Source organism: Facklamia sp. P12945 (assembly GCF_050409485.1).
Classification (GTDB): Bacteria; Bacillota; Bacilli; order Lactobacillales; family Aerococcaceae; genus Facklamia.
Map to the genome: position 1 here is coordinate 1 of NZ_JBNUPJ010000027.1, position 15,924 is coordinate 15,924.

14 protein-coding genes are annotated in these 15,924 nt (G+C 36.0%); all 14 read left to right on the plus strand.

Going from position 1 to position 15,924, the window contains the following annotated elements:
- Window positions 1–227 precede the first annotated feature (227 nt).
- The 14 genes from pfkB to ACQV2X_RS07985 all read left to right on the plus strand — a co-directional run bounded on the left by pfkB (window position 228) and on the right by ACQV2X_RS07985 (window position 15,785).
- Entirely contained in the window at window positions 228–1,145 is a 918-nt protein-coding gene (pfkB, locus tag ACQV2X_RS07920; protein WP_428874444.1) for a 1-phosphofructokinase, read from the plus strand.
- An 11-nt stretch (window positions 1,146–1,156) separates the two neighbouring features.
- Entirely contained in the window at window positions 1,157–3,106 is a 1,950-nt protein-coding gene (locus ACQV2X_RS07925; RefSeq protein WP_428891984.1) for a PTS fructose transporter subunit IIABC, read from the plus strand.
- Window positions 3,107–3,590: 484 nt separating this feature from the next.
- Complete coding sequence (locus ACQV2X_RS07930) at window positions 3,591–5,732, plus strand: peptide ABC transporter substrate-binding protein (RefSeq protein ID WP_428894400.1); 2,142 nt, start codon at window positions 3,591–3,593, stop codon at window positions 5,730–5,732.
- A gap of 73 nt (window positions 5,733–5,805) precedes the next feature.
- A complete protein-coding gene (locus ACQV2X_RS07935; RefSeq protein WP_428874441.1) occupies window positions 5,806–7,302 on the plus strand; it encodes an ABC transporter permease in 1,497 nt (498 codons plus the stop codon).
- A complete protein-coding gene (gene oppC, locus ACQV2X_RS07940; RefSeq protein WP_428874440.1) occupies window positions 7,302–8,237 on the plus strand; it encodes an oligopeptide ABC transporter permease OppC in 936 nt (311 codons plus the stop codon). Before ACQV2X_RS07935 ends, oppC begins: the two co-directional genes overlap by 1 nt.
- A 12-nt stretch (window positions 8,238–8,249) precedes the next feature.
- Window positions 8,250–9,338, plus strand: a complete 1,089-nt coding sequence (locus ACQV2X_RS07945) for an ABC transporter ATP-binding protein (RefSeq protein WP_428874439.1) — start codon at window positions 8,250–8,252, stop codon at window positions 9,336–9,338.
- The gene (locus tag ACQV2X_RS07950; protein WP_428874438.1) at window positions 9,325–10,260 is read left to right on the plus strand and encodes an ATP-binding cassette domain-containing protein; all 936 of its coding nucleotides are present in this window, start codon (window positions 9,325–9,327) and stop codon (window positions 10,258–10,260) included. Before ACQV2X_RS07945 ends, ACQV2X_RS07950 begins: the two co-directional genes overlap by 14 nt.
- An 87-nt stretch (window positions 10,261–10,347) precedes the next feature.
- Window positions 10,348–10,458, plus strand: a complete 111-nt coding sequence (locus ACQV2X_RS07955; RefSeq protein ID WP_428874437.1) for an LPXTG cell wall anchor domain-containing protein — start codon at window positions 10,348–10,350, stop codon at window positions 10,456–10,458.
- 155 nt (window positions 10,459–10,613) lie between these two features.
- Window positions 10,614–11,108 carry a hypothetical protein gene (locus tag ACQV2X_RS07960; RefSeq protein WP_428874436.1) on the plus strand — a complete coding sequence of 165 codons (495 nt, stop codon included), beginning with the start codon at window positions 10,614–10,616 and terminating at the stop codon, window positions 11,106–11,108.
- Window positions 11,109–11,748: 640 nt separating this feature from the next.
- Window positions 11,749–12,888, plus strand: coding sequence for a hypothetical protein (locus ACQV2X_RS07965; RefSeq protein WP_428874959.1), 1,140 nt, complete (start codon window positions 11,749–11,751; stop codon window positions 12,886–12,888).
- A 425-nt stretch (window positions 12,889–13,313) separates the two neighbouring features.
- Window positions 13,314–13,703, plus strand: coding sequence for a phage tail protein (locus ACQV2X_RS07970; protein ID WP_428894401.1), 390 nt, complete (start codon window positions 13,314–13,316; stop codon window positions 13,701–13,703).
- Complete coding sequence (locus ACQV2X_RS07975; protein ID WP_428893457.1) at window positions 13,694–13,915, plus strand: hypothetical protein; 222 nt, start codon at window positions 13,694–13,696, stop codon at window positions 13,913–13,915. Before ACQV2X_RS07970 ends, ACQV2X_RS07975 begins: the two co-directional genes overlap by 10 nt.
- Window positions 13,916–14,169: 254 nt before the next feature.
- A complete protein-coding gene (locus ACQV2X_RS07980; RefSeq protein ID WP_428894402.1) occupies window positions 14,170–14,451 on the plus strand; it encodes a hypothetical protein in 282 nt (93 codons plus the stop codon).
- A 203-nt stretch (window positions 14,452–14,654) separates the two neighbouring features.
- The gene (locus ACQV2X_RS07985) at window positions 14,655–15,785 is read left to right on the plus strand and encodes a Fic family protein (protein ID WP_428894403.1); all 1,131 of its coding nucleotides are present in this window, start codon (window positions 14,655–14,657) and stop codon (window positions 15,783–15,785) included.
- Window positions 15,786–15,924: the final 139 nt, after the last annotated feature.

Genomic DNA, 15,924 nt, shown 5'->3' on the forward strand with positions numbered 1-15,924 from the left:
ATAAAGACAACCCCTTTATTTGAGATTAACTCACAAAGGGTTTGTCTTCAGTCTGTGCAACTAGCATAGGCTAGTTGCTTTTTTTCTAGCTTTATAAATAAAATTTATATGAAATATTGAAACAAAGGTAAAGTTTTTCTATAATGTAAACATTAATCAGGAAACGCTTACTTAAAGCAACTTTAAAATTTTGTTCGTTAACTAATATATTTTTAAGGGGGGAGTCTATGAATTACACTATAACCTTTAATCCAGCCCTCGATTATTTTATAGAGACCAGGGACTTCAAGGAAGGAGCATTAAATCGTATAGATTCAGAAACCTATCTTATTGGAGGTAAGGGTTTAAATGTCTCACTATTATTGTCAGAGTTTGGAATAGCTTCTTGTGCCTTGGGATTTATGGGTGGGTTCACTGGGAATTATTTAACCAATTTATTAAAAAAACATTCGATTGCACATGATTTTATTGAAGTGAATGGTCAAACACGTATCAATGTGAAGCTGAAAAGTAAGAAAGAAACAGAACTAAATGCCAAAGGTCCTAAAATATTGAGACCTCAATATGAGGCGTTCTTTAGTCAATTAAAGCAAAAATTAAAAAAAGGTGATACCGTATTTTTATCAGGGAATTTAGCTCCAGGTATGGAAGCGAAAGATTACGAAAGGATAGGCGAACTGTGCCAAAAAACCCAGGTCAATTTCATATTAGATTCAAACCGGGAATTAGTAACATCATGCTTAACCTATCGTCCCTTTTTAATTAAACCCAATCAACAAGAATTGGCTGATATTTTCAATTCAGTTATTCACACGGACAAGGATGTCATAAAATATGCCAAACGTTTACAGCAACAAGGTGCTCAAAATGTATTAGTATCCCTAGGGGCTGACGGAGCTATATTGTTAACTAGCGATAGTAAAATTTATCGATCCAAGTCAGCTCCAGGAAAATTGGTTAATTCTGTGGGAGCAGGCGATTCGATGTTAGCAGGCTTTATGGCTGAATACCAATCTTCAAAGTCGTTTAAGAATGCCTTAAAGGTGGGAACGGCTGCTGGTGCGGCAACAGCTTTTTCTTTAGGTATAGCTGAGCGAAAGTTAATGGACTCTTTAGTAGATAAAATCAAAATACAAGAACTTTAGGAGGAAAAGTTATGCAGCTGTCAGAATTATTAAATATTGAAGTGATGGATCTTGATCTAATTGTTCGTAATAAATCAGAGGCTTTAAAGAGTCTTGTTAATAATTTCGATCAAGTCGGAGGAGTAACGGATCCAAAAGAATTATTTCAATCGCTACAAGCAAGAGAGCAACTCTCAACCACTGGAGTTGGTAACGGTGTGGCCATGCCGCATGCTCAATCATCAACGGTAAAAACGCCAATTATTATTTTTGCGCGTTCCCAAGCAGGCATTAATTGGCAAGCTTTAGATGAAAAAGATGTTCACTTAATTTTTATGATTTTAATGCCAAAAAACTCATCAAATGAGCATCTGAAGGCAATTGCTTCCTTGTCAAAAAAATTGATGGAAGAAGGAATGATTGATCAACTGATGTCTGTTAAGAATGCCCATGAAGTGGTTGATTTATTTTCTGAAGAAGCAGATTTAAAAGAAACAGCTCAAGCTAAAAGTGAAAAAAATATAATTTCTGAATCATCAGATACTTATATTTTAGCAGTTACTGCTTGTCCAACAGGGATAGCACACACCTTTATGGCTGAAGAAAAGTTAAAAGAAGCAGCTAAAAAAGCTGGGATCAGTATTAAAGTGGAAACAAACGGGCAAGCCGGTATCGGTAACAAACTTAATCAAGCGGATATTAAAAAGGCCGATGCAATTATCGTAGCGGCAGATAAACAGGTTGAAATGAATCGATTTGATGGCAAGCCGGTTATCATTACTAAAGTTTCAGATGGAATTAATAAGGCCGATGAATTAATAAATAGGGCCGTTCGTCTCGACGCTCCTATCTTTCACGCTAAGGGAGAAAAGGTAAATGAGATAGAAGATTCTGGTGAGAAAGAATCAATCGGTCGTCAATTCTACAAACATTTAATGAATGGCGTTTCTCATATGCTTCCATTCGTTGTGGCCGGTGGGATTTTGATTGCACTTTCTTTCTTCTGGGGTATAAATTCTGCTGACCCAAGTAGTTCAGACTATAGTGTATTTGCTCAAATACTAAAAACAATTGGTGGAATGTCTTTTGCCATGATGCTACCAATTTTATCTGGATTTATCGGTCAATCAATTGCAGATCGTCCAGGACTAATAGTTGGATTAATGGGTGGGATTTTTGCTAATCCTGGTGTTTTAGCTGCTTATGCACCACAAGGCATTTTTGAAAATCTAGTACCCTCTGGTTTTCTTGGCGCTCTGATAGCGGGTTTCTTAGCAGGCGCTATTATAAGAGGACTGCAAATTGCCTTCAAGTGGATGCCTAAAACCCTTGAGGGTATGAAGGCAATCTTCATATTCCCAGTTCTGGGTATTCTAATGATAGGTCTGCTAATGCTATTTGTAGTGAATGGTCCGATGGGTGCGGTGATGACGGGATTAATGAATGCGATTGAATCAATTCCAAGAGAATGGGGCATTGTATTAGGATTTGCAGTAGCAGCTATGATGTCTATTGATATGGGAGGCCCCATTAATAAGGCTGCTTATGTTACAGGAACAGCTCTAGTCACTCAAGCTCAAGGGGCGGGTTCAGATGTTATGGCGGCAGTAATGGTTGGTGGAATGGTTCCGCCTATGGCTATTGCCTTAGCCGCTACGATTAAACCAAAAGTGTGGTCAAAACAAGAAAGATCTTCGGCCTATGTGAATTATGCCATGGGAGCTAGCTTTATTACCGAGGGAGCAATACCTTTTGCAGCGGCTGACCCTTTACGCGTTATTCCTTGTCTAGCCTTAGGTGCAGGTTTAGCCGGTGCACTTTCAATGGCTTTTGAATGTGTTAGCTTAGTTCCTCATGGAGGTGTTTTTGCGATAGCAGCAGGTGGGGTAAGCAACCCAATCATGTATATTCTATCTTGGTTAATAGGTAGTATAGTATCAGCCTTTTTACTAAACTACACCCGTCAATTAAAGAAGGGGTAATAACCCAATAGGTATATTATTAACTAAATTTTGATAAATTATATAATTATAGTTATTAGTTTATTGCTTTGTGAGAATATATAGATAGTAAAGTTTGATTAATCGCTAACCATCGCTAATCTTAGTTGAGATTATTAGAAGATGCAGCGCTTTTCAAATCAAATTCTAATCAAACTAATACGGAAATTGTTTGGAAGATTGTTTAATATTAAGGACAGGAGTGAGAAAACGATAACATTTTCTACACCCTCTTAGGAATGATTAGAAAGAATCAACCGTTCTAGTTTTGCTCTTTCTATTTCATACTAAAACAAAGTAAACTGACTTACAATCGCTGCAAGACTTAAACTTTAAAATCAAATGGCTTGACAGCGTTTTCACTAATTGGTAAAATGTAAGCAATTACAGTTTTTGAAAGTGAGGGAAGTATACTCAGAAAAACTTTATTGTTTGTCGCTTTGTACATTTTTAAGGAGGAAAATTAATGAAGAAATCGTTAAGAAAAGTAGTTGTTTCTTTTGTAACTGCTTTGACGCTCGGTTCCGCAGTAGTTCCGATGTTAGCTTCAGCGCAATCAGATGTAGTTGGGGACTTGGTTCCAGAATATAAAACGACTTATCTAACTGACCCTACTACTTTAGACTATACATTCTCAATGCGTGATATTAACACGAACCACGGAACAAACTTTATTGAAAGTTTATATGAAAATGATCGATATGGAAACTACATTCCTGCAGCTGCTGAATCCCATGAAGTTTCTGAGGATGGTTTAGTCTATACTTATAAAATCCGTCCAGGAGTTATGTGGGTAGATAACAACGGTAACGAAGTGGCTGAAACAACTGCTCATGACTTCGTAACTGGTTTAAAACACGCTGTAGAGGTTCAGTCAGAAATGTTACCAATTGTTCAATACTCAATCAAAGGCTTGAATGATTATATCAACGGTAAGATTACTGACTTTGAAGAAGTCGGAGTTAAAGCGGTTGATGATTATACCCTTGAATATACACTTGAAAGACCAGAGCCATATTTCAACTCAAAAACAACATATGGTATTTTATATCCAATCAATCAAGAATTTTTAGATTCTGTTGGAGAAGATTTTGGTTCATTAGACCCTGCTTCAATTCTTTATAACGGACCATTCGTTTTAGCTAACTTAACTGCAAAATCCCAAATCGAATATGTTAAGAATGAATCTTATTGGGATTTAGAAAACGTATTTATTGATTCAGTACAGTATACCTATAATGATAACTCCGACCCAGAAGTGTTCTATCGACTCTATAAGGATGGGGCAGCATCAGCATTTGGTGTAAATCCTACGCTTCCAATTTATGAAGATGTACAAAAAGAATTTGGTGAGTATATCACTCAAGCTCAACGTCCAGGTTCATCATTCTTACTACAATTTAACTTAAACCGTATTAAGCATGAAGCAACCGGCAAAGAAAATGACAAGCAACATGAAGATACACATGCGGCTGTTTTAAATAAAGCTTTCCGTCAAGCTATCATGTTTGGTTTTGATAAGCATACCTATATGACTCAAGATTTTGGTGAAGAGTTTGCTGATACAGATATCCGTAACACATTAGTTGCTCCGGACTTTGCTATGGTAAATGGCGAGTCATTTGGTGAAGCTGTTGAACGCCACTTAGAAGAAATGAACCCTGAATTATATGAAGGTATTAATTTAGAAGATGGTCAGGATGCTTTCTATAACCCTGAAAAAGCTGCTAAACTTATTGAACAAGCTAAATCAGAATTAGAAGGTGTAGAATGGCCTATTCAATTAGATTTACCAGTTCTTGAATCTATTCCAAGATCAGTGAACTTAGCTAAATCTATGAAAGCTTCTATTGAAGACTCTTTAGGTGCTGAAAATGTTATAATTAACCCTGTGTTACTCAATCAAGATACATATCTTGCTTCAACATTTAATGCTACTGTTGCTGCAGAAGTAGATTATGATATTACTAATGAATCTGGATGGATTCCTGACTACTTAGACCCATCTACTTTCTTAGATATCTATTTACCAACAAACGGTACATTCTTAGTGCCAATTGGATTTGATCCACTCCTTAAAGAAGGACAAGAAGATCCATATGCAGAAGCACGTGAAGCTTCAGGGTTGTTCGAATATGCCGAATTAGTCAATGCGGCAGCAGCAATTACTGATGATTTAGATGCTCGTTATGATGCGTATGCAAAAGCGCAAGCTTGGTTAACAGATGCAGCGATTGCCTTGCCAATCCGTGCCGGAGGATCTCAGTTACGTGTTACTAACATAGTTCCATTCTCAGCACCATATGCATTTGCCGGTACTGGAGCTCAACGTTTCAAATTCTTGAAAGTTCAATCTGAACCAGTATCTAAAGAACAATGGCAGGCAGCTTATGATGATTGGTCAGCAAACAAACTTGATGCATCCAGTCTTTCAAGCAGCTCTACTAAAGAAGAAGAAAGTGACGAGTCAGCTTCTGAATCTGCAGAAGGCGAAGAGGCTGTAGAAGGTGAAGAATCTGAAGAAGAGATGATGGATGAATCAGCTGAAGAAACTGAAGAAGAAATGATGGACGAATCAGCTGAAGAAACTGAAGAAGCGGCTGAATAGTCAAAAGAAAATGTAATCTTAGATGAAAAAGGCTGAGAAATTAGCCTTTTTCATTTATTATAGGAGGATTCAAATGAAAAAATATATATTCAAACGAATTCTTCGGTCACTTTTTTCGATCTTTATGGTTACTACCTTAGTGTATTTAGCCATTTTTTCATTGGTGCCGAGAAATTCAATCTTCAAGGATGACCCTGCGATTAGTAAATTAAAATCACAACCTGACCAACTTCTAGAATATCAAAATAGTGCTTTTGACCGAATGGGCTACCTTCATTATTTAAATCAAAGAGACTTTCAAGAGGAAGTTCAGAAAGATTATCCTGAATTTACCAATGTTGAAAGTCCAGAGAATCAAGCAATTATAGAAAAGTGGAGTAAAGATAATAAAGAGTGGGAAATAGGGCAACTTCCAATTAGTGGAGGTTACTTTGCCACTGATGACATCTCTATTGGTGCCAGAGTTTTTAATTTTTATAAAAACCTAATTCAAGTCGATCATCCTTGGCGAGTTAAAGATCCAGAAAATCCAGATCTAAAACGTGGATATCAAATTACCCATGATAAGACAGTCGGTTGGGCACTAACTGGCTCAGGAACTAAATACTATTATCAAATTTATTTCAATAAAAAATTCCCATTCATTCATCAAAATATTTTCAAATTAAATTTAGGAGTTTCATACCCAACATTTGCTGGTAAGCCAGTTATAGATGTGATTACAAATAAACAAGGACGTCCTGTAACGGAAGAAATTATTATGCCAGATGGGAAATCTTTTAAATCAGCTATTAACCCCTACACACGTTATTATAAACCAACATCTGAACTCTCATTAACTGAGAAGAGAATGTTTGAAGGGTCAAATTATGCGGGCGCAGAATCTAATAATGAAGATCCGTCTATGATGATGATTTCCTTTAGGAACGGTGTAACGGCAATATTTTTAATGTATTTGATTGGAATACCAATGGCTATGTTGATGGCTCGATATAAAGGACAATGGGTTGATAAATTAGGAACAGCCTTTATCACACTTTTAATCTCAGTACCTTCAGTTGCTTTCATTTTCTTTGGTCGTTTTGTGGGGAATAAGTTCTTTGGTTTACCAGACCTATTTCCAATCTTAGGACCAGAGAATATCAAATCCTATATAATGCCAATTGTCGTTTTAGCTTTGTTGTCACTTTCTGGTACTGTAATGTGGATTCGACGTTATATGGTTGATCAACAATCATCTGACTATGTAAAATTTGCTAGATCTAAAGGTTTGAGCGAATCAGAAATCTCGCGTAAGCATATCTTTAAAAATGCGATAATCCCAATTGTTAATGGAATCCCAGGAGCAATAATCTTTTCGATTGCTGGAGCCACAATTACTGAGCAAGTATTCGCTATTCCTGGAATGGGTAAAATGCTGCCAGATGCAATTCTTTCTCACAATAACCCAATTGCTGTTGGCTTAATTTTCATATTCTCAGTATTAGGGGTCTTATCAATCTTATTAGGTGATATCGCCATGACTCTTGTGGATCCTCGTATCCGCCTAGAAGTGAAGGAGGATAAATAATGGAAGTACAACCAAAAATTAATGATGCTTCGTTTCGTTTTGTAGAAACCAATGATGTTGAAGCAGAAAAAATTGATTCGCCAAAATACTCTTATTGGCAATCGGTTTGGAGAACTTTTGGGAGAAATAAAGTAGCTATCTTCTTTCTTATTTTGATGTTGGTCATTATTTTGATGTCATTTATTCAACCAATGTTCTCTGGATATGACCCGATGAATGCAGAAAAAATAAATGATTTATCTGCACGCTATATTGAACCAAATAGTGAACATTGGTTTGGGACAGATGCAAACGGACAATCTCTTTTTGATGCTACTTGGTCTGGAGCGAAAACGTCTATTTCAATTACTGTTTTAGCAACTCTAATTACCACTGTTATCGGTGTAATTGTAGGTGCTTTCTGGGGAATGTCGCAAAAGATTGACGTTTTCATGCTTGAAGTCTACAATATATTCGGTAATATTCCTACATTATTAATCATTATGGTATTAGCTTATTCTTTAGGTAATGGATTTTGGAATTTACTTTTTGCAATGACCCTCACTTCATGGATTTTTACGGCATACTTTATTCGTGTACAAGTAATGATTATGCGAGATCGGGAATATAACCTAGCGTCTAGGACTTTAGGGACTCCAGCTAATCGTATGATATTTAAGAATATCTTACCTTACTTGACCTCCATTATAACTACAGATGTTTCCAGAATATTGCCTGGTTTTATAGCGACAGAAACTTTCCTATCCTTTATTGGGGTTGGATTGTCTGCCGACATTGTTTCGTTAGGTGGTTTAATTCAAAAATATTCCACAAATATCGCTTCTAAGCCCTACTTGTTCTGGATACCTGTGTCTGTTCTTGCCTTGATTTCAGTTTCTCTTTACATTGTGGGTCAAGCATTAGCTGATGCAACTGATCCTAAGAATCATATATAGGAGGACATTGAAATGACAGAGAAGAAAAAGATATTAGAAATTAGAGATCTGGTTGTTAAATTTGCAGTGCGTGATGCGCAGTTAACAGCTATTCGTGGTATTGATTTAGATCTTTATGAGGGAGAAGTTTTGGCGTTAGTAGGGGAATCTGGGTCAGGTAAATCTGTTCTCACGAAAACTTTTACAGGAATGCTTGAAAAAAATGGTAGTATTCCAGAAGGGAAAATAATATATAAAGGTGAAGAGCTACAAAACTTTAATTCCCCAAAACAATGGTTAAAATATCGTGGTAAAGAAATGGCAACAATTTTCCAAGATCCAATGACATCCTTAAACCCAGTCTTAACTATCGGAACACAAATAACCGAAGTGATCACCAAACATCGTGGGGCTTCACAGTCCGAAGCTAAACAAATTGCTATCGACTTGATGGAACGGGTTGGTATTCGTAATGCTGAAAAACGCTTTGACGATTATCCATTTGAATATTCAGGTGGAATGCGTCAACGTATTGTCATTGCAATTGCATTGGCATGTCGTCCTAAAGTATTGATTTGTGATGAACCAACGACTGCTTTAGATGTTACTATTCAAGCTCAAATTCTAAGATTACTAAAAGATTTACAAAAAGAATATGAATTTACAACTATCTTCATTACTCATGACTTGGGTGTAGTGGCTCAAATTGCTGACCGTGTTGCAGTAATGTATGCGGGACAAGTCATTGAAACAGGAACAGTAGAAGATATCTTCTATGACCCAAGACATCCTTACACATGGGCACTTTTATCATCATTACCACAATTATCAAATCCGGAAGAAGATCTATTCTCAATTGCAGGTACACCACCTTCTCTTTATACAAAAATTGAAGGAGATGCTTTTGCTCCACGTAGTCCTTATGCAATGCAAATTGACTATGAAGCTGAACCACCTATGTTTAAAGTTTCAGACACTCACTACGCTAAAACATGGTTACTAGATCCTCGAGCACCGGAAGCTGAAAAACCATCTGTTATTCATAACCTTCATGAAAAATTGAAGAAAGTTCATGGTGCAGATGCAGCTCTTAGAGAGGAGTTAGCAAATGGAGAAAAATAGAGAAAAATTAGTTGAAGTAAACGACCTTGAAATCACTTTTGGTGAAGGCAAAGACAAGTTCGTTGCTGTTAAAGATGCCACTTTCCATGTATTTAAAGGAGAAACCTTATCATTAGTAGGTGAGTCTGGATCTGGTAAAACAACTATTGGTCGTGCAATTAATGGTATTAATAAAACTTCAGGAGGAGAAATTCTCTTTAAAGGTAAAAGAATTAATACTAAATTATCTGAAAAAGACCGCAAGGAATTAATTGGTGACATTCAAATGGTCTTTCAAGATCCCTCTGCCTCTTTGAATGACCGTGCAACAGTAGAGTATATTATCTCAGAAGGCCTTTATAACTTTAATTTATTTAAAGATGAAGAAGATCGCTTGCAAAAAGTTGAGAATATGCTTAAAGAAGTTGGACTTTTATCTGAGCATATGTATCGTTATCCTCATGAGTTCTCAGGTGGACAACGTCAACGTATTGGGATTGCTCGAGCTCTTATTATGGAACCAGAACTTGTTATTGCAGATGAGCCGATCTCATCTTTAGATGTTTCTGTTCGGGCGCAAGTTCTTAACTTACTCCGTAAATTCCAACGTGAGAATGGCTTAACTTATATTTTTATTGCTCATGACTTATCAGTCGTACGTTATATTTCTGATAGAATAGCAGTAATTCGTAATGGTCGTATTCTTGAAGTTGCGGAAACTGAAGAATTATTCCGTAATCCAATTCATCCTTATACACAAGCTTTACTTTCTGCTGTACCTATTCCAGACCCAGAGCTTGCTCGTAAAGTTAAATTGAAAGTTTATGATCCTGAAATGCATGATTATTCAACTGATATACCAAAAGTACGTGAAGTACTCCCAGAACACTACATTTATTGTAATGAAGCTGAATTGGCTAAATATCAGGAAATGTATCATTAAGAGTTTAAGTCGAGGTTTTAATCTCGGCTTTTCTTTTATTATAAGTTAGTGTAAAATTAATATATCATTTAGAAATGAGGTAGAAAAATGTTACCACAAACAGGCGAAATGGCTACTTGGTTTTTGATCGTGATCGCAGCGATTGCTTTAATCGGTGGTATTGCAATGGTATACAAAGGCAATAAAAATAAGCGTTAAGCTTATTTTCAGACATCCTGCATCCCTTAGGTAGTTTAGGGGTGTATTTTTAAGCAGATTTCTTGAGTGAAAAGGCTTTATCTGTTAATATTTATGTATTAAGAAGGTCTTTAAAATGAATTCTTCTTAAAAAAGATTTAAGGAGTGGAAAAAATATGACCAAATTAAAAACAGTTATCGGTATGGTAGCAGGTCTTGCAGGTGCCTATGCGGTAGTTAATTATCTATACCCTGAAAAAACAGAGGAGTATCGTAAGAAATTATCAGAATCGAGTGTGGAAGCGCGCGATCAATTGGCTTCTTATAAAGAGCTTGCTCTTAAAAAGGGTCAAGAGTTATCTGATGTTGCTGCTTTAGCAAGTGAAGATGCTAAAGTATCTTTTTCAGAAACGGCAGAAGAATTAAAATTTTCTCTAACAAACTTGAAAAATCAATTATTTAGTTCAATTGAAGAAACGCAGCATTCTCTTGCTAATCAAAATGATGATTCTGATTTTAAAGAAGTCTTAGCTCATTCAGCTAATGAATTAAAAGAAGAAATCGGACAATCATTTGAAGAAATTCTTGAAAGTTTCGCCAATTTAAAACATGAGATTGAAGACACTACCGATATCGCAATTGAGTTATCAAAAGAAGTTACTGGTGAGTAATTTTATATAAATTGGCTTTATGTCAAATAGGGTTGATGCTATCCAAGGAGATTAAGCAACTAATGGTTGCTTGGTCTCCTTTTCTTTTCTTCTTGACACATATACTCTTGGTTATCGATGAATTAAAGCTTAATTATACAAAACATGCCATCAAAAAATTAGCCCTAAGAAAAGTTTTACGAATCAGGGGTAAGCTCAGCTTGAAACGTACAAAATTCTGCGGAGTCACGTCGCTATAGCTCTTACGAAGGCACTGTGGGAACAAATGCTCCCAACCACCTCAATCGTCGCTTTAGTGTAAAATGAATGGCAACTGAAAGTTAAATTAGGGAAAAATTCTGCTTATTTAAGCCCTATTATGGATTTATTTAACTCTGAAATGATCGCTTGGAATCTTAGCGATCATCCAACCTTAGATTGGGTCATCAAGCCATTGACTGACGCTATTGCTATGATTAAATTGGTCTTTAGAAGCGTTATATTTGAATTTTTACAAATAAGTTAGTATGCTAAGGATAAGGAAAGTTCTAAAAGAACGATTTGTCTAAAGCAATTATTTTATAGTATTTATCACCACTATAAAGATAAATTGTACCTTAAAGCACCTTGAGTGTTAAAACTTTAAGAAAGAGGGATTTATATGAATAATGAACGAGATAAGCACAATGTTGAGCCTACTGTTGGAGGTCAGGGTAAAGTCGTTGTAAAGGATCCTACTAAGGATACTGGCAACCACACTTATACCTCACATCATGATCACCATATAGGACATCATCATCGGATAGGAGAAAACTTATCGTGGCGTGCCGTTTTCGCTGGATTAGTGACTTTCGTCGCTTTAAGCATGTTGTTCTCTTTAATTGGGGCAGCTATCGGACTTGGAGCTACTGACTTAACCGCTGTTAATCCATTAGATGGAGTTGGAATGGGCTTAATCATTTGGACGATTGTGTCATTAATTTTAAGTTTAGCCGGCGGAGGATTTATCGCAGGATACACTGCACACCGAGCTGGTATGGTTCATGGTTTCCTGACATGGGCTACAGGCCTAATTGTAGCAGTAGTATTGGCTTCATCAGCAGTGACAGGAACTTTCAATACAATTGGTGCTATGTTTGGTGCGACAACTAGTGCTGCTGGAGATGCAATAGGAAATGTTTCAAAAGCTGCAGGTAATTTATCTGAAGAAGCATTTAATGCTGTAACAGATAACTTACAGCTTGATACATCGAACTTAGACCAAGAAGTACAAGATTTACTAGAAGACACTGAAATTGAACAGTTGCAACCAGGTTATTTACAAAATCAGTTAGATGAAACGGTAACTGATATTCAAAATGCAGCTAAAAGCGTTGTAGTTGATGGAAAACCTGTTGAGCAAGCGATGAAAGATGTTTATACAAACATTGAAGATCGTATGGCTACAATTGACGAAGGTTTAGATGAAGATGCTTTATCGAATGCTATTGCTGATAATACTGATTTAAATGATGAAGAAGCAGAAGAAGCTACAGCTCACATTATGAAATCATATGAAGAAGCTCAAGCTCAAGCGAAATATTTACTTGCTAGCGCTGAAACTGAAATGAATCGCTTAGAAAGTGGAACAAAACAAGCAATTGACGAAGGTGTCGAAACAACAAATGATGTTATGAATGAAGCTTCTAAATATTCTATCTATGCTTTCATTGGATCTGTTTTGGGATTAGTAATTTCTGCCTACGCTGGTAAGATGGGTGCAGAAAAAGAATTAGAGCAAGATCAAGTTGTTATTAAATAATTTAGCCTGTAATTTACAATATTAAACTAATAAAGAGTCTACTGATTATAGTGACCCAAGAAGTTGGACCAGAGAGATGAGTACATGTTGTATGTGCTTGTCTCTCTTATTTTATTGTTTTCTAAGCAGCTTGAAAATTAGCGAGAAACCTATCGAGAGGCCAGCATGAGGCAGCAGGGAAGCTTAAATCTACTTATGAAGATACACTTGATTCAATAAGTGAATTAAATAAAGCTCAAAACAAACTATAATTATTAATGAGTGACTTTGGAGATGAAATAGGCAAAGTACTAGCTCTGATATTCCAAGTTGTAGCTGATATCTTACAATCAATTGGAGAATAGTTTTCTAAGCTTCCTAAGCCCGCAAAAGAGTTTGCCATTGTCATGGGATTGCTGGTGACCGCCTTAGGGGTCATAGCCCCGGTGTTTATGGTGTTATTAGCCGTAGCAACTGCGGCTCAACTATCGATTTTTGGCTTTATCAAAGCCTCGTTAGCTACTATAGCTCCGATTGCTCTAACAATAGTTGCAATAGTAGGTTTTGTTTTAGTAATCAAGCAGCTCTGGGAAACTAGTGACCAATTCAGAGAGGCTGTTATAAACACTTGGGTTGCTATAAAAGAGTTTTTACAACCAATCATCCAATCTATCAGCGATTTTGTAATGAAAATATGGAGTTCAATGACAAGTTGGTGGAATGAAAACAACGAACTAATTAAACAAACGATTAATACTGTTTGGGGCTGGATAAAGACTTTTATCTCAATAATATTGGATCAAGTTTTTGCTAAGGTCAGCTTAGTTTGGGATTGATTCAAGGGGTCACTCAAACGGTATGGCCTATCATTCAAGAAACAATCAAAATAGCAATGGACTTTATTCTAGGAATCATTAAGGCAGTTATGCAATTAATCAACGGTGATTGGTGTGGTGCATGGGAGACGGTAAAACAAACGGTGTTTCAAGCGTGGGAACGCATTAAATCCGGCACACAGCAAACAATCGATTCGGTAAAAACTTTATGATAAATGGATTGACTAGCGCAAAGAATAAAGCTGTGGAAATATTTAACAGTATCAAGCAAGCGATTACAGATAAAATTAATTCTGCAAAAGATGCGGTAGGGAATGCAACTGAAAAAAATAAAGGCTTCTTCAACTTCAGTTGGTCGTTACCCGAGATTAAATTACCACGACTCCCTAGATTGAGTATTACCGGCCGATTTAGTTTAACTCCACTACAAGTTCCAAGAATCTCTTAGCATGCGGACGGAGGAATTATGATGAATCATACAGTGTTTGGTATTAATGGCAAAAATATTCAAGTTGGTGGTGAAGCAGGTCCAGAGGCTATCCTACCATTAAGTTCTAAAGTATTAGGAGAGATTGGTGCAGGGATTGTTAAAGCAACTAATGTGACTAATAGCGAGAGTGGAGATACTTATATAACTGTCAATGATGAAGTTGCTAATGACTATGATGTTGATCGTATGATAGATATCATTGAAGAAAGGTTAGGAGAAAAGGAAACTAGAACAAACGGAGATCTAGGTTTCACATAATAAATTATCCCCTTTGGTTAATACTGGAGGGAATCAAAATATCAATTCTAAGGTCAATTCAGGATTAATTATGAGTGAGGGTAGGCTAAATCAATGGAAAATTAGTTAGATAACATTTTCAAAACTTATAAATAAAGGAAAAATAATGCTTTTTTTATCTTAATATGATAAACTTAATCATGCTTAAAGGGAGGAGGAAAAATATGACAATTCAGGGTCTGAAATTATTGCCACCTAAAGTGTCTATAGAAGAAGAATTATCGTTATACAAAAAAATTGCTATTATCAAGAGTACGATAGGTAAGTTAAATTCAGAATTGAATCACTCTCCTGTCGATGATAACCTTCTTCAAATTCTTTCATTAAAGGAGTCGGTTCAATCAACTAGAATTGAAGGTACTCAAGTAACTTTTGCGGATATGATTGATCAAGCAAATTCAAAAAAGAAGTCTAAAGAAATTACAGAGGTACTTAATTATAAAAAAGCACTAACAGTTGGTATCGAAATGATCAATCAGGGAAATCCAATCAGTTCTAGGATGATAAAAAGTTTGCACAAAGAACTTATGTCCAATGAAGCGAGAGGAACGTCTGCTTCTGCTGGTGAATTTAGAAAAATTCAGAATCACATCGGTCCAGATAATAAAATCGAAAACGCAGTTTATATTCCAATTCCTGCTCAAAAAATCGGAGAATATATGACCAATTTGGAATATTATATTAATTCAGTAAAGCATTTTAGTTTTGAAAAAGAAAAGCTTGATGATTTTAATTATTTGGATGAAAATACCGATCCATTGATTAAGGCTGCAATTATTCATGCGCAATTCGAATCGATACATCCTTTTTTAGATGGAAATGGGAGATTAGGAAGAATACTAATTATTTTGACTTGCATGCAAGATAAACTAATTGATAAGCCAGTCTTCTTCATTAGTGAGGAATTGGAAAAAGAAAGGCTGAGATACTATAATCGCTTGAATGGGGTTCGTGGAAAAAATCCAAATTGGTTTGAATGGATAGACTTTTTCCTTTCAGCCTCAAAAAGAATGGCCGATTCCTTATCAGTAAAAGTAGAGAATATAAACAATTTAGCAAGATCAGGAATTAATATTATAAATGAGAACAATTATTACATTAATCAAATATGGCTATATACCTTTAGGAATCCATTTTGTAACGTAAAGGATGTTGCTAGAGCTTTAGGCATAACGGACGCAACAGCTAGAAAGTATCTAAAGAAATTATCTGATTTGAAGTTAATAGAGGAAGATAATTCAAAGAAGAGAAACAAACTTTATATTAATTATGACCTAATTAATATTATAAGTTAGTTTTTATATTCATAGCGTAAAATTTCTTGTGTAAGCTCCTAGACTCCCTAGAAAAAGAGACCTCACTTATGTAAGATTGTAATCACCACAAAACAATCACAAATAGGAGGTCCCTTATGGAAGACTTTAACACAAAATG